General features: G+C 67.7%; 23 protein-coding genes. 17 read left to right on the forward strand and 6 right to left on the reverse strand.

The annotated features are described in order from the left end of the window. Position 1: 1 nt before the first annotated feature. Both H7I57_RS17170 and H7I57_RS17175 read left to right on the forward strand, forming a co-directional pair. On the forward strand, positions 2 to 2221 hold the full coding sequence (locus H7I57_RS17170; protein WP_308204374.1) for an AAA family ATPase: 2220 nt from the start codon (positions 2 to 4) through the stop codon (positions 2219 to 2221). A 110-nt stretch (positions 2222 to 2331) separates the two neighbouring features. After that, positions 2332 to 2775, forward strand: a complete 444-nt coding sequence (locus H7I57_RS17175; RefSeq protein WP_264024861.1) for a DUF1707 domain-containing protein — start codon at positions 2332 to 2334, stop codon at positions 2773 to 2775. A gap of 21 nt (positions 2776 to 2796) precedes the next feature. Here H7I57_RS17175 and H7I57_RS17180 read toward each other — a convergent pair whose 3' ends face one another. After that, entirely contained in the window at positions 2797 to 4293 is a 1497-nt protein-coding gene (locus H7I57_RS17180) for a potassium/proton antiporter (RefSeq protein WP_264024862.1), read from the reverse strand. Between the two features lie 56 nt (positions 4294 to 4349). Between H7I57_RS17180 and H7I57_RS17185 the strand changes: the two genes are divergently transcribed. From H7I57_RS17185 to H7I57_RS17220, 8 genes are all read left to right on the forward strand, one after another. Beyond that, positions 4350 to 5039 carry a potassium channel family protein gene (locus H7I57_RS17185; protein WP_264024863.1) on the forward strand — a complete coding sequence of 230 codons (690 nt, stop codon included), beginning with the start codon at positions 4350 to 4352 and terminating at the stop codon, positions 5037 to 5039. Between the two features lie 115 nt (positions 5040 to 5154). Next, positions 5155 to 8067, forward strand: coding sequence for a Na+/H+ antiporter subunit A (locus tag H7I57_RS17190; RefSeq protein WP_264024864.1), 2913 nt, complete (start codon positions 5155 to 5157; stop codon positions 8065 to 8067). Beyond that, entirely contained in the window at positions 8064 to 8534 is a 471-nt protein-coding gene (locus H7I57_RS17195) for a Na(+)/H(+) antiporter subunit C (RefSeq protein ID WP_264024865.1), read from the forward strand. Before H7I57_RS17190 ends, H7I57_RS17195 begins: the two co-directional genes overlap by 4 nt. Continuing rightward, complete coding sequence (locus tag H7I57_RS17200; protein WP_264024866.1) at positions 8531 to 10156, forward strand: Na+/H+ antiporter subunit D; 1626 nt, start codon at positions 8531 to 8533, stop codon at positions 10154 to 10156. Before H7I57_RS17195 ends, H7I57_RS17200 begins: the two co-directional genes overlap by 4 nt. Before the next feature lie 29 nt (positions 10157 to 10185). Continuing rightward, positions 10186 to 10725 carry a Na+/H+ antiporter subunit E gene (locus H7I57_RS17205; RefSeq protein WP_264024867.1) on the forward strand — a complete coding sequence of 180 codons (540 nt, stop codon included), beginning with the start codon at positions 10186 to 10188 and terminating at the stop codon, positions 10723 to 10725. Continuing rightward, positions 10722 to 11009, forward strand: a complete 288-nt coding sequence (locus tag H7I57_RS17210; protein ID WP_264024868.1) for a monovalent cation/H+ antiporter complex subunit F — start codon at positions 10722 to 10724, stop codon at positions 11007 to 11009. Before H7I57_RS17205 ends, H7I57_RS17210 begins: the two co-directional genes overlap by 4 nt. Continuing rightward, positions 11006 to 11374 (forward strand): monovalent cation/H(+) antiporter subunit G, encoded by a 369-nt coding sequence (gene mnhG / locus H7I57_RS17215; RefSeq protein ID WP_264024869.1) that lies wholly within the window; start codon positions 11006 to 11008, stop codon positions 11372 to 11374. The genes H7I57_RS17210 and mnhG overlap by 4 nt, the downstream gene beginning before the upstream one ends. After that, positions 11355 to 12116 carry a class I SAM-dependent methyltransferase gene (locus tag H7I57_RS17220; RefSeq protein WP_264024870.1) on the forward strand — a complete coding sequence of 254 codons (762 nt, stop codon included), beginning with the start codon at positions 11355 to 11357 and terminating at the stop codon, positions 12114 to 12116. Before mnhG ends, H7I57_RS17220 begins: the two co-directional genes overlap by 20 nt. Here H7I57_RS17220 and H7I57_RS17225 read toward each other — a convergent pair whose 3' ends face one another. From H7I57_RS17225 to napA, 5 genes are all read right to left on the reverse strand, one after another. After that, positions 12117 to 12749, reverse strand: a complete 633-nt coding sequence (locus H7I57_RS17225; RefSeq protein WP_264024871.1) for an LON peptidase substrate-binding domain-containing protein — start codon at positions 12747 to 12749, stop codon at positions 12117 to 12119. It lies immediately after the preceding gene. Continuing rightward, positions 12750 to 13904, reverse strand: coding sequence for a glutamate--cysteine ligase (locus tag H7I57_RS17230; protein WP_275081361.1), 1155 nt, complete (start codon positions 13902 to 13904; stop codon positions 12750 to 12752). Then, on the reverse strand, positions 13861 to 14559 hold the full coding sequence (sodC, locus tag H7I57_RS17235) for a superoxide dismutase[Cu-Zn] (protein ID WP_264024873.1): 699 nt from the start codon (positions 14557 to 14559) through the stop codon (positions 13861 to 13863). The genes H7I57_RS17230 and sodC overlap by 44 nt, the downstream gene beginning before the upstream one ends. Before the next feature lie 10 nt (positions 14560 to 14569). After that, positions 14570 to 15028, reverse strand: a complete 459-nt coding sequence (locus H7I57_RS17240) for a LytR C-terminal domain-containing protein (protein WP_264024874.1) — start codon at positions 15026 to 15028, stop codon at positions 14570 to 14572. 66 nt (positions 15029 to 15094) lie between these two features. Beyond that, on the reverse strand, positions 15095 to 15412 hold the full coding sequence (gene napA, locus H7I57_RS17245; protein ID WP_264024884.1) for a nucleoid-associated protein NapA: 318 nt from the start codon (positions 15410 to 15412) through the stop codon (positions 15095 to 15097). A gap of 136 nt (positions 15413 to 15548) precedes the next feature. Here napA and H7I57_RS17250 point away from each other — a divergent pair, with 136 nt between their 5' ends. The 7 genes from H7I57_RS17250 to H7I57_RS17280 are packed head-to-tail and all read left to right on the forward strand — an operon-like array spanning position 15549 to position 20301. Further along, entirely contained in the window at positions 15549 to 16142 is a 594-nt protein-coding gene (locus H7I57_RS17250; protein WP_264024875.1) for a peptide deformylase, read from the forward strand. A gap of 3 nt (positions 16143 to 16145) precedes the next feature. Next, complete coding sequence (locus tag H7I57_RS17255) at positions 16146 to 17054, forward strand: N-acetylglutamate synthase, CG3035 family (protein ID WP_264024876.1); 909 nt, start codon at positions 16146 to 16148, stop codon at positions 17052 to 17054. 60 nt (positions 17055 to 17114) lie between these two features. Further along, entirely contained in the window at positions 17115 to 17402 is a 288-nt protein-coding gene (locus tag H7I57_RS17260) for a type VII secretion target (protein WP_264024877.1), read from the forward strand. A 50-nt stretch (positions 17403 to 17452) separates the two neighbouring features. Further along, entirely contained in the window at positions 17453 to 18739 is a 1287-nt protein-coding gene (locus H7I57_RS17265) for a hypothetical protein (RefSeq protein WP_264024878.1), read from the forward strand. After that, positions 18736 to 19308: a hypothetical protein gene (locus H7I57_RS17270; protein WP_264024879.1), complete on the forward strand. Its 573-nt coding sequence runs from the start codon at positions 18736 to 18738 to the stop codon at positions 19306 to 19308. Before H7I57_RS17265 ends, H7I57_RS17270 begins: the two co-directional genes overlap by 4 nt. Further along, a complete protein-coding gene (locus tag H7I57_RS17275) occupies positions 19302 to 19490 on the forward strand; it encodes a hypothetical protein (protein WP_264024880.1) in 189 nt (62 codons plus the stop codon). Before H7I57_RS17270 ends, H7I57_RS17275 begins: the two co-directional genes overlap by 7 nt. Positions 19491 to 19494: 4 nt before the next feature. Then, on the forward strand, positions 19495 to 20301 hold the full coding sequence (locus H7I57_RS17280) for an exodeoxyribonuclease III (RefSeq protein ID WP_264024881.1): 807 nt from the start codon (positions 19495 to 19497) through the stop codon (positions 20299 to 20301). Positions 20302 to 20453: the final 152 nt, after the last annotated feature.

Genomic DNA, 20453 nt, shown 5'->3' on the forward strand with positions numbered 1-20453 from the left:
CGTGTCCCAGTTGGAGGACTCCGGGAACACGCGCCCGGACGCGCATCTCACGCTCACCGCCCGGCTCAATACCTCGGCGCTGGACTCACGCCGCGGTGTGGTCCGGCTCCATCCGGAAGCCATTGCGGCGCTGGGAATCCGGGAGTGGGATGCGGTGTCGTTGACCGGCGCGCGCACCACGGCCGCGGTGGTCGGTATCGCACCTGCGGGCACCCCCACCGGCACCGCACTGCTCGACGACGTGACGCTGTCGAACGCCGGCCTGCGGGAGGACACCTCGGTGCTCGTCGCTCCGGTCACCGTGTACGGCGCCCGTTCGGTGACGCTCAGCGGGTCCCGACTCGCCAGCCAGTCGATCGCCCCGGCCACGCTGCGTCAGGCGCTGCTGGGCAAGGTGATGACGGTCGGGGACACCGTGTCGCTGCTGCCCCGAGACCTCGGGCCGGGTACCTCGACCTCGCAGGCCAGCGCCGCACTGGCATCCTCTGTGGGCATCACCTGGACCTCCGAGTTGCTGACGGTGACGGGGGTGGATCCGTCCGGACCCGTGAGCGTGCAACCCAATTCGCTGGTCAGCTGGGGTTCCCTCGCTGCGCCGGGACCGGTCACCCCGTCGCCGCCCGACCGGACCGGTCGGCACGTCGTCACCGAGCAGGCGCCGGCCATCGGCTTCGACGACCTCAAGGGTGCCCACGCCCAGGCGAGCCGTCTCACCGAGTGGCTCAAACTCGCGCTCGACCAGCCCGAGTTGCTCGAAAAGCTCGGCGCCACCGCCCATCTCGGTGTTCTCGTGTCCGGACCCGCCGGGGTGGGCAAGGCCACCATGGTGCGGACGGTCTGCGCCGACCGGCGGTTGGTCGAACTCGACGGGCCGGAGGTCGGATCGCTTCGCGCCGAGGACCGGCTGGAGAACGTGTCGTCGGCGGTGGCCACGGTGCGCGACGGCGGCGGCGTCCTGCTGATCACCGATGTCGACGCCCTGCTCCCGACGCCCGCCGACCCGGTGGCCACCCTGGTGCTCACCGAGTTGCGCTCGGCGATCTCCACCAAGGGGGTGGCGTTCGTCGCGACCTCGGCGGTACCCGACACCGTCGATCCCCGACTGCGGGCCCCCGACGTGTGCGACCGGGAGCTGGGCCTGAGCCTGCCCGACGGCGCGGTACGCAGGCAACTGCTCGAGGTGCTGCTGCGCGACGTCCCCGCCGAGGGGCTCGAGCTCGGTGAAATCGCGGAACGCACACCGGGATTCGTAGTCGCCGACCTCGCCGCACTGGTACGCGAGGCGGCACTGCGGGCGGCGGCGCGGGCCAGCGAGAACGGCGAGACCCCGGCGTTGCGGCAGGAGGATCTCACCGGTGCGCTCGGCGTCATCCGACCGCTGTCCCGGTCGGCCACCGAAGAGGTGTCCGTCGGTTCGGTGACGCTCGACGACGTCGGGGACATGGTCGACACCAAGCAGGCGCTCACCGAGGCCGTGCTGTGGCCGCTTCAGCACCCCGAGACGTTCGAGCGTCTCGGGGTGCTGCCGCCGCGTGGCGTGTTGCTGTACGGGCCTCCCGGCTGCGGCAAGACGTTCGTGGTCCGGGCGCTGGCCAGCTCGGGCCGGCTGAGCGTACACGCCGTCAAGGGCGCCGAACTGATGGACAAGTGGGTGGGCTCGTCGGAGAAGGCGGTGCGCGAATTGTTCCGGCGCGCCCGCGATTCCGCGCCGTCGCTGGTGTTCCTCGACGAGATCGACGCGTTGGCACCGAGGCGTGGGCAGAGCTTCGACTCGGGCGTGACCGACCGCGTGGTGGCCGCGATGCTGACCGAGCTCGACGGGATCGAGCCGCTCAACGACGTGGTCGTGCTGGGCGCGACGAACCGCCCCGACCTGATCGACCCCGCCCTGCTGCGGCCGGGCCGGCTGGAGAAGCTGGTGTTCGTCGAACCGCCCGACGCCGAGGCCCGCACCCAGATCCTGCGCACCGCGGGCAAGTCGGTGCCGCTGGCCTCAGAAGGACCCGAAGCCGTGGACCTGGCGACGTTGGCCCTCGACCTCGACGGTTACAGCGCCGCCGACTGCGTCGCCCTGCTACGCGAGGCCGCGCTGACGGCGATGCGCCGGTCGATCGACGCCGCCGACGTCACCGCCGCCGATGTCGCCGCGGCGCGCGAGTCGGTGCGGCCGTCGCTTGATCCCGTGCAGGTCGAAGCGCTGCGGGACTTCTCCGCACGCTGAGCCCTGCGCTGAGGTCCCTGCAGACTCGACGGTCGCCGGGGAATGTATCTTGACAGTGACTAGTTCTGGCGGCATAGTCGAACTAGTCACCGTCAAGATTGGGAGGAAGCATGGCGACGGAGATTCATGTATCGAGCACGCCCACCCTGCGCGCAGGCGATCGCGACCGGGAGGCCACCGCGGAAACGCTCGGGCAGGCCCTGGCCCAGGGGTACCTGGACATACCCGAATACGAGAACCGCCTGCAGAACACGTTCCGCGCCCAGACCACCCCTGAGCTGCGCCAACTCACGTCCGACCTGCCGGTCGCGCAGCTGCGCCGCAACGATCCGCGGCGTCACGCCGCCCGCCGGGCCGCCGCGCGCCGCGCCGTCCAGATCCACCTCGGGGCCTACCTGGCCATGGTCGTCATCGTGCTGACCGTCTGGCTCGCCGTCGGCCTGTCGGCCGGCGCCTGGTACTTCTGGCCGATCTGGCCCATCCTCGGCGCAGGCATCGGAGTCCTGGGGCATGCGCTGCCGAGCAGCTTCGCGTTCCCGGGGTGCAGGGCCTAGCGACGGCTTCGGCGGGGTGTGTCAGCCCGGTTCGCCGTACTCGTCGAACCAGTACGCCAGCTTGCCTCGCCTGCTGACCGCCCGCAGCCGGCGTTCCGCCAACTCCCTCGTCGCGCTGGTCGTCACGATCAACAGTTCGTCGCCGACCTCGAGGCGGGTGATGGGCTGCGGCACGAACGACTGACCGTCCCGGATGATCAGCGTGATGACGCTCGGGTCCGGCAACCGCAACTCCAACACCGTCACGTTGTGCAGCCGGGAACCCGGCAGCACCGTCATCGTCATCAGTTCGGCGCCCAGCACATCCAAGGGCGCTGCGTCGACCTGGATTTCGCGGGTGGTGTCCCTCGGGATCAGATGGAGTCGTTCCGCAACCAGCCGTAGGCTCGGACCCTGGATGAGGGTGAACACCACCACCAGGATGAACACGATGTTGAGCAGTCGTCCACTGTCGGGCACCCCGGCGACGATCGGGTAGGTCGCCAACACGATGGGTACCGCCCCGCGGAGTCCGGCCCAGGACAGGAAGACCTGCTCCCGCCAGGGCACGCGAAAGCCCAACAGCGACACCACGACCGACAGCGGCCGGGCCAGCAGCAGCAGCACCAGACCCGCCACGATGGCCGGGAGGATCTCGTCGAGGAGTTCGTCCGGGGACACCAGCAACCCCAGGATGACGAACACGCCGATCTGGGCCAGCCAGCCCGATCCCTCGGCGAAGGACCGGGTCGCCGAGCGGTGCGGCAGACCGGAGTTGGCGAGCACCACCCCGGCCAGGTAGGCGGCGAGGAACCCACTCGCGTGCGCCGAGCCCGCCGCCGCGAACGCGAGCATGCCGAGGCCGAAGGTCGCGAGCGGATAGAGACCCGCGGCGGGCAGCGCGATCCGTCGCAGTGCCATCGCGCCGAGGAACCCGCATCCGAGGCCGATCATCGTGCCGATCGCCAACTCGTACACCAGCGTTGCCACGATCGCCCCAGGCTCCAGCGTCAGTGGCGTGACGCTGAACAGCAGGACCAGGATGACGGCCGGGGCATCGTTGAAACCCGACTCGGCCTCGAGCAGTCCGCCGAGACGTCTCGGCAGCGGCACCACGCGAAGCACCGAGAACACCGCTGCGGCATCGGTGCTCGAGACGATCGCCCCCAACAGCAGAGCCAGCTGCCAATCCATACCGAGCAGCCAGTGCACCGCCCCCGCGGTGATCAGTGTGCTGACCCCGACACCCACCGTGGCGAGGACGCCAGCGGGGGCGAGCACCTTGCGGATGTCGCTGAACCGGGTGGTCAGACCACCCTCGACGAGGATGACGCCCAGCGCGGCGGTCCCCAGGCCCTGGGCCAGCTGCGCGCTGTCGAAGTCCAGCCCCAGCCCGTCCTCGCCGAGCAGCACACCGACACCGAGGAACAGCAATAGGCTGGGCAGGCCGGCTCCGGTGGCCAGCCTTGTCGCGGCGATGCTCGCCAGCAGCACGAGGCCACCGATCAGTAGCGCCACGTAGAGCTGGTGCAGGCTCACCGGTGCAAGTAAAGCAGGGCGGAGGCCGGGAGTTCGCGACGACGAAGGAGACACCGATGCGGATCGCGATCGCGGGAGCCGGCGCCGTCGGTCGGTCCGTCGCGCACGAACTGGTGGAGAACGGCCACAAGGTGTTGGTCATCGAGAAGGAGTTCGCCCGCTACGTGCCCGCGACGGTGCCGGGTGCCGAGTGGTTCCTCGCCGACGCGTGCGAGGTGTCCTCGCTGGAGGAAGCCGAGATGCACATCTGCGATGTCGCCATCGCCGCCACCGGCGACGACAAGTCCAACCTCGCCATGGCGTTCCTGGCCAAGACCGAGTTCGGGATCAGCAGGGTGGTCGCGCGCATCAACGACTCCCGTAACGACTGGCTCTTCACCGAGGCCTGGGGTATCGACGTCGCGGTGTCCACCCCCATGGCGCTGGTCGCCGCGGTCGAGGGTGCCATCGACGTGGGTCATTTGATCCGCCTGATGGATCTGGGAAGGGGAACCCGCGCCGGACTGGGGCAGGGGCCGGTGAACGTCGCCAAGCTCACCCTGCCCGCGGACAGCCCGCTGGAGGGCAAACGGGTGTCCGAGCTCGCGATGCCCAACAACAGCGCGCTGGTCACCGTGCTGCGGGGGAAACAGCTCATCATCCCCGGGCCCGATGACGTCCTGTGGTCCGGTGATGAACTGCTTTTCGTCTCGGGATCCGCGGTCGAGGACCGGATCAGGGCGATGGTGCAGGGCAGCGCCACGTAGACTGGGGCCACTCCAGAGTCAGTCCGGCCGGCGGAGTCCGTCGCCACTCTGTTCTGCCCACCTGCCCGACGGCACGACCGCCCGACAGCGTTGCCGAACCCGACGAGACGGAGCCATGCTCGCCATCCTCGCTGCCCATGCAGTCGCCACCTTGTTGGCACCGCTGCTTGTGTACCGCTGGGGGCGGATGGCCTTCTACCCGCTGGCGCTCGTGCCGCTCGGCTCGCTTGTCTGGGTGGCCATGAACTGGCCCGGTGCGGGTCAGAGGCAGACCGCGAACGTGTCCTGGGTGCCCGAGCTGTCGATGGACATCTCGCTGCGCTTCGACGCACTCGCGGCGATCATGAGCGTGCTGGTGCTCGGCATCGGCGCGCTGGTGCTGTTCTACTGCGCCGACTACTTCCACCACCGCGACGGTCGCAACGAGAAACGGCTGCCCAGTTTCGCCGCCGAGCTCGTCGCGTTCTCCGGCGCCATGTTCGGCCTGGTCACCAGCGACAACATGCTTGTGCTGTACGTGTTCTGGGAGATCACGACGGTGTTGTCCTTCCTTCTGGTCGGGCACTACGCGGAACGGGCGACGAGCCGTCGCGCCGCGATGCAGGCACTTCTGGTGACGACGTTCGGCGGTCTGGCGATGCTCGTCGGCATCATCGTGCTGGGGAACATCACCGGGACCTACCTGCTGTCCGAGCTGATCGCGGACCCGCCGACCGGCGTGGCCGCCTCAGTGGCGGTCGTGTTGATCCTCGTCGGCGCGCTGTCGAAGTCGGCGATCGTGCCGATGCACTTCTGGCTGCCCGGCGCGATGGCCGCGCCGACACCGGTGAGCGCCTACCTGCACGCGGCCGCGATGGTCAAGGCCGGCGTCTACCTGATCGCGAGGATGACGCCGGGATTCGCCGACTCCCCCGTGTGGCGCCCGACGGTGGTGACGCTCGGCCTGTTGACGTTGATACTCGCGGGCTGGCGCGCCGTCCGCGAGTACGACCTGAAGTTGATCCTGGCGTTCGGCACGGTCAGCCAGCTGGGGTTGATCACCGTCATGGTCGGCGCGGGCGGCAGCGAGATGATGCTGGCCGGCCTGGCGATGCTCTGCGCGCATGCCATGTTCAAGGCCGCGCTGTTCATGGTCGTGGGGATCATCGATCACACGACCGGCACCCGCGACATCCGCAGGCTCGCGTGGCTGGGCGACCGCAGCAAGACGCTGCTGATCATCGCGGCAGGCGCGACGGCCAGCATGGCCGCGGTGCCGCCGTTCTTCGGGTTCATCGCCAAGGAAGCGGACCTGGAGACGGTGCTGCACAGCCCGACGCTCGGCAACGCGGCCCCGTTCGTTCTCGCCGGCATCGTGATCGGCTCGGTCTTCACCACGGTGTACAGCCTTCGGTTCCTGTTCGGCGCGTTCGGCCGAAAGGGTTTGCCGAAGCCCAGCACCCGCGTCGCCGAGATGCACCGGCCGGAGCCGGCATTCGTGATCCCGCCGGCGGTTCTGGCTGCCGCCGGTCTGCTGTTCGGGCTCTTCCCGTCGACCCTGGACAACGTCCTCGGCGACTACGCGGGCACGGTCCCCGACCCCGAGGGCTATGTAGCCGACTACCACCTGGCGCTGTGGCACGGCCTCAACCTCCCGCTGGCGCTGTCGGCGCTGGTGCTGGCGGCCGGCATCGCGGTGTACGTCGGCCGCGGCCGGCTACGCCGGGCCCGGCTGGGCTTCCTCCCGCTGGCCAACGCCGACCGCATCTACGACAAGGTCTTGCGCGGCGCCGACGTGATGTCGGTTCGGCTGACCGCGGTCACGCAGCGGGGCTCCATCCCGGCGACGCAGTCGGTCATCCTGGCGACCCTGGTGCTGGTGCCCGTCACCGTGCTGAGCCTCGGCGCCCGTGCGCGGCCGGAGCTCGAGCTGTGGGATTCGCCGCCGCAGGTGGTGGTCGGGCTGTTGATGCTCGCGGCGGCACTGGCTGCGGCCGTGATGCGTAATCGCCTGGCGACCGTGCTGCTGGTGGGTGTGACCGGGTACGGCTGCGGGGCGATCTTCGCCTTCCACGGCGCCCCCGACCTGGCGCTGACGCAGTTCCTGGTCGAGACGCTGACGCTGGTCATGTTCGTGCTCGTGCTGCGCATCCTGCCCGCCGAGACCGGCGCTGCCGACATCAAACGGTTCCGCCTCCCCCGGGCGGCACTCGCAATCGCCGTCGGAGCCACGGTGGCCGGCCTCGCGGCATTCGCGATGGCCGCCCGTACCGGCAGGCCCATCGCCGAGCTGCTGCCCGAGGCCGCCTATCTGCGCGGCCACGGCTCCAACACCGTCAACGTGCTCCTCGTCGACATCCGCGCCTGGGACACCATGGGCGAGGTGGCGGTCCTGCTCGTCGCCGCGACCGGGGTGGCGTCGCTGGTGTTCCGCAGCCGACGGTTCGGCGCCGCGCCCCGCGTCGCCGACGCCGGCCAGCCCGACATCGGACGGCTGCCGGATTGGACGAAGAACAGCCCTGCCGCCGGGGAGATCACCTGGTTGCGCGGTAGTGGGTTGCGCGACCCGCGGCACCGTTCGCTGGTCCTCGAGGTCGCGACGCGGCTGATCTTCCCGGTCATGATGGTGCTCTCGGCGTACTTCTTCTTCGCCGGACACAACACCCCCGGCGGCGGCTTCGCCGGTGGCCTGATGGCCGGCCTGGCGTTGGTGTTGCGGTACCTCGCGGGCGGCCGCTACGAACTCGGCGAAACGCTGCCGCTGGACGCCGGCAAGATCCTCGGGGCCGGCCTGACGCTGGCCGCCGGGACTGCCGCGGCCTCCCTGCTGGCGGGGGCGCCCGCGCTGTCGTCGGCGCTGATCGAGGTCGACGTCCCGGTCCTGGGCACGGTCAAGTTCGTCACCGCCCTGTTCTTCGACCTCGGGGTGTATCTGATCGTGGTGGGCCTGGTGCTCGACGTACTGCGCAGCCTCGGCGCCCGCATCGACGAGGAGATGAGTGAGCAGCAACGCAACCAGATGGGGATCGCAATGAGGTCGCGGCCATGACCGCCTACCTGGTATCCCTGATCGTCATCGGCGGCCTGGTCAGCGCCGGCGTCTATCTGCTGCTCGAACGCAGCCTCATCCGAATGCTGTTGGGGCTGTTGTTGATCAGCAACGCGGTCAACCTGCTGATACTCGCGGCGGGCGGTCCGACGGGCAACCCGCCGGTACGTGGCCGCACCAGCGCGGGTCAGACGACGACGGCGGACCCGCTGGCGCAGGGACTGATCCTGACGGCGATCGTGATCACCATGGGCGTCGCCGCATTCGTGCTGGCGCTGACGTATCGCTCCTACCGTCTCAACACCATCGATGAAGTCAGCAACGACCCCGAGGACACCCGGGTGTCGCAACTGTCGGGCAAGGAGTCCGGCGAGGAGATCGCGGAACGGCTCGATCCGGACCGCACCCGCGACACCGATCTGCCCGACGAACTCGACGCGCTCCCCGGGTTCGAGGGATCACGATGATCCCGGTCGTTCTGGAGAGCAGCCTGGCGCCGGTGCTGACGCCACTCCCTGTGCTGGTGCCGATGCTCGCCGCGGCGATGAACTTGTTCGCCGGCCGCAAACCCCGCCTGCAGCGCGCCATCACCGTGCTCGCGCTGACAGTCGTGCTCGTCGTCTCGGCTGGCCTGCTGCGCCTCGCCGACCGCGACGGCACGATCGCACTGCAGGTCGGCGGGTGGGGCCCGACCGAGCCCGGCATGGGACCGCTCGGTATCACGCTGGTGGTCGACCGGTTGTCGGCGCTGATGCTCGTCGTGTCGTCGATCGTGTTGCTCGCCGTCGTCATCTACGCCATCGGGCAGGGCATCCGCGACGGCGACGACAGGCAGCCGGTTTCGATCTTCCTGCCCACGTATCTGGTGCTGTCGGCGGGTGTGTTCATGGCGTTTCTGGCCGGCGACCTGTTCAACCTGTTCGTCGGTTTCGAGGTGCTGCTGTCGGCGAGCTTCGTGCTGCTGACAATCGGTGCCAGCAAGGAGCGGGTGCGCGCCGGCATCACCTACGTGATGGTGTCGATGGTCTCCTCGATGGTCTTCCTGTTCGGCATCGCGCTCGTATATGCAGCCACCGGAACGCTCAACCTGGCCGAGTTGGCCGTACGTCTCGAGAGCGTGCCGGACGGCACCCGTACGGCGCTGTTCGCGGTGCTGCTGGTCGCATTCGGCATCAAGGCCGCGGTGTTCCCGCTGTCGGCGTGGCTGCCGGACTCCTACCCGACCGCCCCGGCACCCGTCACCGCCGTCTTCGCCGGCCTGCTCACCAAGGTCGGTATCTACGCGATCATCCGCGCGCACTCGCTGCTGTTCCCAGGCGGCAAGATGGACGGGGCGCTTCTGGTCGCGGGCCTGTTGACGATGCTGATCGGCATCTTCGGCGCGATCGCGCAGAGCGACATCAAGCGACTGCTGTCCTTCACGCTGGTCAGTCACATCGGTTACATGGTCTTCGGCATCGCACTGTCCAACCACCTCGGGATGTCCGGAGCCATCTACTATGTGGCGCATCACATCCTGGTGCAGACCACGCTCTTCCTGGTCGTCGGTCTGATCGAGCGCCAGGCAGGGGCGTCGACGCTGGAGCGTCTTGGTGGACTCGCCGCGGCCAGCCCACTGCTCGCGTTCGTCTTCGTGGTGCCCGCACTCAATCTCGGTGGTATCCCGCCGTTCTCGGGCTTCATCGGGAAAGTGGCGCTACTGGAGGCAGGATCACAGGACGGGTCGGTGTTGGCCTGGGCTCTGGTCGCCGGCAGCGTCATCACCAGTCTCCTGACGCTGTATGTCATCACCCGGGTGTGGACGAAGGCGTTCTGGCGCTCGCGTGAGGATGCGCCCGAGGGGCATTTGTCGGCGTCCGCGCCGTCCGCTCTGGTGGACAACACCGAGGAGTCCATGGACATCCAGTTGGCCGACCGCGACGACGTGGGCCGGATGCCCGTCGGCATGCTGATGCCCACGGCCGCGCTCATCACGGTGGGTCTGGCACTCACCGTGCTGGCCGGTCCGATCTTCGCCTACAGCGAGCGCGCCGCCAACGAGGTCCTCGACCGCGGCCAGTACATCACCGCCGTCCTGGGGGACCAGTGAGCGCCCGCGCGAAGAGCAGAGGGGCAGGTATGAGAACCCTCACGTTGCGGGTGTGGATGCTGTGCTGGCTCATCCTGGTGTGGATTCTGTTGTGGGGCAACATCTCTGCGGCGAACATCCTGTCCGGTCTGGCGATCGCACTGGTCATCACGCTGTGGCTGCCGTTGCCGCCGGTTCCGGTGGAGGGCCGGGTTCACCTGCTGTCGCTGTCGCGTCTCATCGTGACCGTGGCCTTCTGGCTGCTGGTGTCCTCGGTCCAGGTCGCCGCGTTGGCGCTGAGGCCGGCGCCACCGTTGTCCGCGGTGCTGCGTGCGCACCTGCACGTCAAGTCCGATCTGGTGCTGGCACTGGCCGTCAACATCTTGAACCTCACACCGGGCAACATCGTGCTCGAGATCGACCAGACTCGCCGGATGATCTACGTGCACGTACTCGACGTGGGTTCTGACCGCGCCGTCGATCAATTCCACCGTCAAGTCGACAAGCTCGAGAAGCTGTTGGTGGCGTCGTTCGAGCGCGACCCCGACTGGCGTCCGTCGGCAGAGAAGGAGGAGACCGACCCCGCATGAGTACCGTATTCGTGATCGCAGCGGCGATGCTGGCGGCGGCGGCCGTCGCCACGATGGTCCGGATGTTGTTGGGCCCGACAACGCTCGATCGACTGGTCGCTCTGGACACCCTGGTCGCGGTGACGATGTGCGCGATCGGCACCTGGGCAGCGTTCAGCCTGGACACCACCGTCACCTACAGCCTCACCGCGCTGGCGTTGATCACGTTCGTCGGATCGGTCAGCGTCGCGCGGTTCCGCGTGCCCGACGTGGCGAAGCCGGCCGACAAGGGGCCGTCACGATGAACGTGTTCGACATCGTCACCGCTGTGCTGATCCTCAGCGGCGCCGCCCTGGCGCTGACCGCGGCAGTCGGAGTCGTGCGGTTCCCGGACACGCTGACGCGGATGCACGCGGCCACCAAACCCCAGGTGCTCGGTCTGTTGCTGGTGCTGGCGGGAGCGGCGATCCGGCTGCGGGGCAATTCAGACGTCGGCATGTTGATCCTCACCGGCATGTTCACGGTGATCACGGCGCCGGTGATCGCCAACCGCGTCGGTCAACTGGCCTACCGGGAGCAGAACGTCCGCGACGATTTGTTGACCAGGGACGAAATGCATGATTTGGACGCCGACAGGGAACCCGGCGGCAATGAATCCCCCAGACGGTGACGCGCCCGTTCTCGTCGGCGCCTGCCCCAGCGCAGTAGACGCCGTCATGGTGCGGGCGCGGGAGTCCGCATCGGAGCACCCGCTGTTCACCGATCCGTATGCGCAGGCACTCCTCGACGGACTGGGCGTGACCGCTCGCGACGACGCTCCCGAACCGGGCCTTGCTGCGCTGCTCGCCATACGCACCAAGTGGTTCGACGAGTTCTTCATCGCCGCGGGCGCCACCGGCATCACCCAGGTGGTGATCCTGGCGGCGGGGCTGGAGTCCCGTCCGTGGCGGCTGCCCTGGCTACCGGACACGGTCATCTTCGAGATCGACCGGCCACATGTGTTGGCGTACAAGAGCGAGACGATGCGCGCGGCCGGGGCGCAGACGCGGGTCGATTACGTTCCGGTTCCGGTCGACGCGGACGTCGACTGGTCGGAGTCGCTGCGGCTGGCCGGGTTCGAGCCCGATGAGCCGACGGCGTGGGCGGTGGAGGGCGTTCTGCCCACGTTGTCCGCCGACGCGTGGGACGTGTTGTTCGACCAGATCACGCTGCATAGCGCGCGGGGCAGCAGGATCGCCGTGGACGTCGGCGGGCCGACAGTGGAGGACGTGAGCACCGGCCTGTGCTGCCGCGGGTGGGACATCAGTTCGTTCGATGCGCGCACACTCATGGAGCGCTATCACCGCGAACCGCCACACACCGAAGACGGGCCGTCCACGGACGGCGGTTACCTCGAGGGTCGCCTCGGTTGATCACTCCGACAGCTGGAACTCCACCATCGCGATGACCGTGTCGACGGCCTCGGACAGCGCCGCCACCCGTTCGGCGGCCGTGGGCGCTGCCAGCACCGCGTACCTGTCGGCCTGACCCAACGGCAGCCGAGTAGCCAAGGCGTACAACCACATCGCGGCGTCACCGGATTCGTCGGCGTCGCGCACGATGTCGCGAGCGTTCACCTCGACGCCCCGCGCCGCGGCGATGCGCTCGAACAGTGCGACCATCCGGTCCTCGATGTCGCGGATGGCGGCGACGTCCACGGCGGCGCCCGGTTCATCCGGCCACAACTGAACCGCCGCCTGGGGGTACGGGTTGTCCGGCTGCCACTCCATCACCCGGAAGCGCTCCTCCATCACACATTTCAGTCGATAGCGGCCCGAACCCATGTCGGCGCACTCGGTGATGTGGGCCAACGCACCGACGTCGCTGCGGGCGTCGCCGCCGCCGACCTCTCGCCCCGCCTCGATCAGCACCACCCCGAACACCGGATCGTCTGCGGCCATGCAGGCCTGCACCAGCGCCGAGTATCTCGGCTCGAAGATCCGCAGCGGCAGCTCCTCGCCGGGCAGCATCGCCACCTCAAGCGGGAACATCGGCAGCGTCGGCAATTACACCACCAGCTCACTGACCAGCGCGTCGACGACGGTACGCAGATCACCGTCATGCTCCTCGGCGACCCTGCGCTGGCGCTGATAGGACGCACCGTTTCGGTAGATGTCGGCAACGCGGGCCAGCTCGTCGACACATGACAGCGACTTCGCGACCGGCACAAGACGTTCCAGCAGATCGTCGAGGTCCTCGGTGACAAGTCGCTCGTTGCTGTCCGCATCCAGGATGATGATGGCGTCCAGGCCGTAGCGGGCCGCCCGCCACTTGTTCTCCTGCACATGCCACGGCGGCATCACCGGCAGGGTCTCTCCGGCGTCGAGCCGACGGTCCAGGTCGACGATCAGGCAGTGGGTCAGCGCGACCAATGCCGAAAGCTCACGAAGATTGGACACCCCGTCGAAGATCCTGACCTCCACCGTGCCCAGATGCGGGGAAGGACGGATATCCCACCGGATTTCGTTCATGTGGTCGATGATCCCGGTCTTCTTCTGGTCGGCGACGAAGCCTTCGAATTCGCGCCATTCCTGGAAGTGGAACGGCAGGCCGGCGGTCGGCAACTGCTGGAACATCATCGAACGGTTGCTGGCGTAACCGGTGTCCTCACCATCCCAGAACGGAGACGACGCCGAGAGCGCAAGCAGGTGCGGATAATGGTTGAGCAGCGACGTGATGATCGGCATCACCTTGTGCGCCGAGGACACCCCGACATGCACGTGCACACCCCAGATCAGCATCTGCCGCCCCCACCACTGGGTGCGCTTGATCAGCTCGGCGTAGCGCGGGGCATCGGTGAGTTTCTGCGCCGACCATTTCGCGAACGGATGTGTGCCCGCGCAGAACAGTTCCATGCCGCGCTCGCGCACGATCTCTCGTACCGGTCGCAGGGTCGACGCCAGGTCGTCCATCGCCTGTCCGGTGTTCTCGCAGATGCCGGTGACGATCTCGACGGTGTTGCGTAGCAACTCCTTGTGCACGTGCGGGTTCTCGCCGAGTTCGGCGATCACCGATGCGGCCTCGTTGCTGAGATCGCGGGTCTGGGCGTCGACGAGCGCGAACTCCCACTCGACGCCGAGGGTGGGCCGGGGCGACCCGACGAAATCGATTCGGCTACTAGCCGCGGGTGATGACACCACAGGCCACCCGCGCTCCGGCATCGCCGGTCGCCAGGGTGGTCTGATCCGGTGGCGGATCACCGTTGACCTGCTGGTAGCGCTCCGGTGGGATGTTGGCGAAGTTGTCGGCCTTCTCGTGCACGATGATCGCGGTGCCCGCCTCGCCGAGCAGTTCCTCTGCAGTGAACGCGTCGGTGGTGGTCACCAGCATCGCCGAGCCGTCCTCGCGCACCTGCAGCGAGGAAAGGTCGCCGCTGGCGGGATGCCCGCTGTGACCCGGCACCTGGAGGTGGCCGCCGGCCGAGTTGAAGTCGGCCGGTGCCCCACCGGTCGGTGCGACGGAGTCGGCTTCGCACTTGCCGACCGAGTGGATGTGCAGCCCGTGGAAACCGGGGGCGAGTTCACCGGCGGAGGTGGTCCGCACCGTGACTGTGGCGTAATCACCGGTGAACTCGATGTCGGCGGTCGCGATGGTGGTGCCGTCGGGAAGTTTCAGATCGGCGGTGAGCGTCTCACCGCTGGCCTCCTCCGAGGCACCCGAGCCGTCCTCGCCGGGCGCAGCCGACGGCGACGGCGAACCGGTCCAGATCGCCGGCGTGGTGCCCGGAGTATCGGAGATCGGTTCGTTGGGACTGCATGCGGTCAGCGCGAGTGCGGGCACCGCGAACAAGGTGGCGGCAGCGACGGTCCTGAGCATGTGCAAGAGCCTAGCCGGTGACCGCCACGACCACTCCTGGCGGTTGCTCAGTGAGTTCGGGGACGCGAGGAGCCACCGGCGCTTCGAGCACTCGACCGACTTCTTCGGCGGCCTCCTGCTCGCCGGGGGCGTCGCCGAAATACACCGTGGTGACGGTGGTCTCCGGCAACGTCAGGTTGCCGGTCTCGGTGACGTTCCAGCCGGCTTCTCGGAGCCGATTGGCCGTGGCTTCCGCGGCGCCCGCGGTTTCGGAGATGTTGAACACCCGCACGTCGGCCCTGGCGGGTTCCTCGGTCGCGGAGGTCGTGGCGGGCGCACTGGTGACCGTCGTCGTGGCGATGGAGGAATCGGCGTCGTCGGAGTCGCCCCCCATGGCCTGGAACCCGACGAGCAGGAACACCACGCCGAGGAACAGCAGCACCATCACCATGGCGCGCAGGGGCAGGCCCGAGGATTCTCGCTGGTTCATTGGCGCCTACTGTATCGACACGGTCTCACCGAGCGAAAAATGGACACCTTCCGGCTCGCCGGAGTCTCAGGTCACGTCGAACCCCAGGCGGCGCGCCGCCCGGGCCTTCTGGCGGCTCGCCCGGAGCCGCCGCAGCCTCTTGACCAGCATCGGGTCCGCTGCGAGCGCCTCGGGCCGGTCGACAAGGGTATTGAGCACCTGGTAGTACCGGGTCGCCGACATGGAGAACAGTTCCTTGATGGCGTCTTCTTTGGACCCCGCGTACTTCCACCACTGCCGCTCGAAGGCCAGGATGTCGTGCTCACGGCGGGTCAGTCCGTCGGCGGGGGCGGTGCCGTCTGCGGAGTCCCCCGACTTCTCAGTCCGCGCGATCGCGCCATCCATATCGCTGTTGGACCCTTCCGACACTCGAAAATGACATCCCTGTGGTTCGGACCGTATTCAATCACGGGTTGGTCACCGCGGGCGTTACCAATCGCCGCGAGTCGGGCCACGAAGCTCGCCGCTTAAGCTCTCCTGCATGGCCGTAGTACCCATCCGCATCGTGGGAGATCCCGTCCTACACACCGCGACCGAACCCGTGCCCGTCGCCGACGATGGTTCTCTGCCCGCCGGTCTGGCGGACCTCATCAAGGACCTGTACGACACCATGGACGCCGCGAACGGAGTCGGGCTGGCAGCCAACCAGATCGGCGTCGCCAAGCGGGTCTTCGTCTACGACTGCGCCGACGCGCGCGGCAAGACCCTTCGCCGCCGCGGGGTGGTCGTCAACCCGGTGCTCGAGACTTCCGAGGTTCCCGAGACCATGCCGGACCCGGAAGACGACGACGAGGGCTGCCTGTCGGTGCCCGGCGAATCGTTCCCGACCGGACGGGCAACGTGGGCGCGGGTGACGGGACTCGACGCCGACGGGACGCCGATCACACTCGAGGGGACGGATCTGTTCGCGCGGATGCTGCAGCACGAGACCGGCCACCTCGACGGCTTCCTCTATCTCGACCGGCTCGTCGGCCGGAATGCCCGCAGCGCCAAGAGGGCGGTCAAGTCCCACGGCTGGGGCGTGCCCGGCCTGTCATGGATGCCGGGCGAGGATCCCGATCCGTTCGGCCACTGACCGGTGATCGAACTGCCGACGCCCGGTACCCGCGTCAGCCTGCGGTATTGGCTGCCGGCTGGGTCGACGCCGCCGCACACCGACGTGGTGGGCCATCTGGTGGAGGTGGGCTCGACCGTGCGGGTGCGCACCAGGCGCGGTGAGATCGTCGACATCGCACCCGCCGACGTGGTGGCGGTCCGTGTGGTGCCCGAGCTTCCGGTGCGCACCGGCGACATCCGCAATCTCGAGCACGCGGCCGCGCTCGGATGGCCCGGCACCGAACACCAATGGCTGGACGGGTGGTTGTCGCGATACGCACGTGGCGCCACCCGGCGCGCCAATTCCGCAGTGCCGCTGCGATTCACGTCGCACGCCGAGCTGCTCGCGGTCGCGGACTGGTACGCGGCCAGGAGCGCCCCCGCACTGATCTCCGCACCGGACCGCTTGTTCCGGGTGCCCAAGGGAGTGCCCGTCGACGCCGAGAACCTGGTCATGGCAAGCGATCTCGGTAGCGCGTCCGCGGCGCCGGGCCTGGTGCTGACCGACCTGCCCAGCGCCGCGTGGCGGATGGTCAATCGGCGGGACGTGCCCGACGAGGTGCTGACCGCGGTGATCGACGGCGTGGTGGTCTTCGGGGAACTGGCCGGCGCGGCGGTGGGCAGGGCGGCGGTCACGGAGGCCCCCGACGGCACCCGCTGGGTGGGGCTGTCATCGGTGCACGTGTCCGACGACGCACGGCGTCAGGGGCTCGCGCGGTCACTGTGCGCGGGCCTGCTGGACTGGGGACGCGAGCGCGGCGCGACCCGCGGGTACGTCCAGGTGGTCGCCGACAACACCGCGGCACGGGCGCTGTACGAGTCGATGGGTTTCGTGGTGCACCACCACTCGCGGTACGTGCGGGTCGACGATCTCCTGGCGCGGAATTGGTGATCTGAGGGCTCCGTCAGCGGTGTTAACGTCGGTTCCATTTGGAGCCGTTCGGAGGTAACGATGCTGGTGGACCCCGATATCCTGCGTGTATTCGCCACACACGTCGATACGGCGTCATCGGCGATTCGAGGCGCCGATGTAGGCGGCAAGGTCGTCGATGCCGCCGACGGATTGCCTGGCTCGACGACGCAGTGGGCAGCGCATTCGGTAGGCGAACACATCTCGAAGATCGCGAACGACCTCGCCGACGATGTTCACAAGATGGGCCTCGCAGTGCGCGGCGCCGGGGACAGTTACGAAGTGACCGACACAGAACTGGCGGGAAGCTTCGACGGGTTGTTCGGCTGATGATGCCCAACCGGACGCGGCTTCGCGACCGGAATCCCGACTCCCTGATCGTGTCAGCTACGTCGATCACCCACGCCGCACGGGAGGTCGACGATGCCGTCAGCGGTATCGACGGCGGGATTCGAGCCATGCCAGAAGCACAGACCTGGTCTGGCAGGTCCCACGAAGCGGCAACGGCGATGTTCGACCGAGGTCACCGTCAGACCACCCGCTTGAGTGCTTACGCGGCCGCCGTCTCGCAAGCGATCCACGCAGGGGTCGAAGAGATCGGCCTTGGGAGGCGAGCGCTTCTCGACAAGGCCGACGAACTCGATGGAGGTCCGTTCCACGTCGATGACGCCTGGGTCGTTCTTGTCGACCAGGCGATGATGTCCGCCGACCAAGCCGCTGCACTCGAGAAGCAGGCCGAGGTCGAGCAGATCACGGTGAACGCGCTTCTGCTCGATGTGGGCAACGCTGATGAGCACACGGCGTCGTCCGTGCAAGCAGCAGCGAGACCGTTTCATTACGACGCTCCCAAGCCCAGCGTTTTCGCGACAGGTGAGCTCCCTCTGCCTGACGACGAAGTCCCGAATCCGCCACGGCCGGACGGACTCACACAACAGGACATGATCAGAAAGAACGATCTCGCACAGTCGGTTCGCGACGAAACTGTCGAGTACACCAGCGACGATCAGGTGGTGACGACGCTGGACATGATGGACGGCAGCAAGCACGTGATCCACGAGTGGGGTGACGACATCCCGCACATCTCGGATTCGTACTACGACGAGGACGGGAACTGGATCTCGAGCACGATGTCATTCCATAATCCGCTGACCGACGCCGACGTCACCGAGATCCAGTTCGGCGATGGGACGATCGTGACGATGAACAAGAACTCCGACGGCTCGGTTTCCGGCGGGGTCACCACCGCCGATGGCCGGAACGCTCCCCTACCGTCGGAGTTCTTCACCCACCCGGCACTCACGTCGGTCCAAGGGGCGATGACATTGCTGGACAAGGCCGGCGAAACGGGTCGCGGAATACCCGTCCTCCGAGCCGACCAGTTGGACCGCGTGGGCAGTTTCGGACGCTACGCGGGTCCAGCCGTCGGAGTCGCCACAGCACTGTGGGATATGGTCACGGCTGACACCCTTCGAAAAGCGTGTGTTGCCACATTCTCAGCTACGGCAGGGATCGTGGGTGGTGATGTGACTGGGGCTGCACTGGGCACCGTCAGCGCACCTTACGTGAGCCCAGCTGCGGTCCCCTGGATCTATGCCGGTGGAACAATCGGAGGCACTTGGACTTTCGGCTACGTCGGTGCACTAGTCGGCAACGTGGTCTGTAGATGAAATCGGCCGGAACAACAATTTTCGCGGTGCTGTTCTGCCTAGTCATCGGTGTGCTCTGCGCTGCCTGGACGATAACGACGTTGTCACGCGGAGGCTACCTGACTGCACCGGTCACTGCCGCAGGCGCGGTTTCGCTTGCAGCCTTCACCTTGTGGATCCTGCGGATGAAGCTGGGTGAACTCACGGTTCAAGTGACCTCCACACCGGAGGGCACAACGGTGCGGCCCGACCGTCTCGGCGACTTGCTGATACGGACTGCGATGTTCAGTGGAGTCTCGGCCATGGCGGTGTTCGCCGTCCTCCAGCCGATCGGACTGCTCGACATTCCTGTACCCCACTCCGCGCGTTACTACCTGCCGTTCATGTCCGCTGTCGGCGCACTGTCTGGGGCTCCGGTGGTGATCCGTGCGTTCGCTCGTGGATCGATGAGCTACCTGCGACTGACACGGAAGGGCTCGAGTTCGCCGAGGGGCGCCACCCGGAACGTGGCCGATGGGACAGTGTGCAAGGCATTACCGATCGCGCACCGAATCGTCCTGCGCCCAAGGGCCCTTCGATCGTCATGGTGATGCGCGACGGGGCGACGCCGACCATCGCCGTCGGTGCCTATTCCCCGGATGGCAGCGCGGTGCGCCGCATGGTCCAGTTCTATTGGAAGCACCCGGATCATCGTGACGAACTCATGGACGGACGTGCGGTCCAGCGACTGCGTGACGACGACTTCGGGCAGGCACGCCGGAAGCTAGGGTGAGACCATGCGCCTGGCCACCTGGAACGTCAACTCGATCCGCACCAGGGTCGACCGCGTCACCAACTGGCTCGAGCGTGCCGACGTGGACGTGCTGGCGATGCAGGAGACCAAATGCTCCGACGAGCAGTTCCCCACGATGCCGTTCGCGGCGTTGGGATACGAGGTGGTGCACTGCGGCTTCAACCAGTGGAACGGTGTTGCCATCGCGTCGCGGGTCGGTATCGACGCCGTCCAGGTGGGGTTCGACGGCCAGCCGACCTGGAGCGACAAGCCCGATGTCGAGGCCGCCGCCGAGGCGAGGGCGCTCGGCGCGACCTGCGGCGGCGTGCGGGTGTGGAGTCTTTACATTCCCAACGGCCGCACCGTCGACTCGGCACACTACGTATACAAGCTGCAATGGCTTGCCGCCCTTGAAGAGACCGCGGCGTCGTGGTTGACCCAGGACCCGTCGACACCGATCGCCCTGGTGGGCGACTGGAACATCGCGCCGACCGACGACGACGTCTGGGACGTCGAGTTCTACCAGGGCAGCACCCACGTCACCGAGGCAGAGCGCGCGGCGTTCGGATCGATCGTCGATGCCGGATTCACCGATGTGGTCCGCCCTTTCACCCCCGGACCGGCAGTCTTCACCTACTGGGACTACACGCAGCTGCGGTTCCCGAAGAACCGGGGCATGCGCATCGATTTCATCCTGGGCTCGCCGGCGTTGGCCGAGCGGGTCACCCACGCCGAGATCGTGCGTGAGGAGCGCAAGGGCAAGCAGCCCAGCGATCACGCGCCGGTGCTGGTCGAGCTCACCGACGCGTAGCCGCGCGTCGGCGTCAACCCGACTTGTCGGCGGCCTCGTCTACTATCGAAAGTATGTGCGACTCCTCACCTTGTTGTGGGGAGTTTCGGGCTGATTCCGCCGAGCATGAGGTAGATCATCGAGGTCAGTGATTTGGCGGTGTGATGGCCGTA

It is taken from the genome of Mycolicibacterium pyrenivorans, from assembly GCF_025821625.1.
GTDB classification, from domain to species: domain Bacteria; phylum Actinomycetota; class Actinomycetes; order Mycobacteriales; family Mycobacteriaceae; genus Mycobacterium; species Mycobacterium pyrenivorans.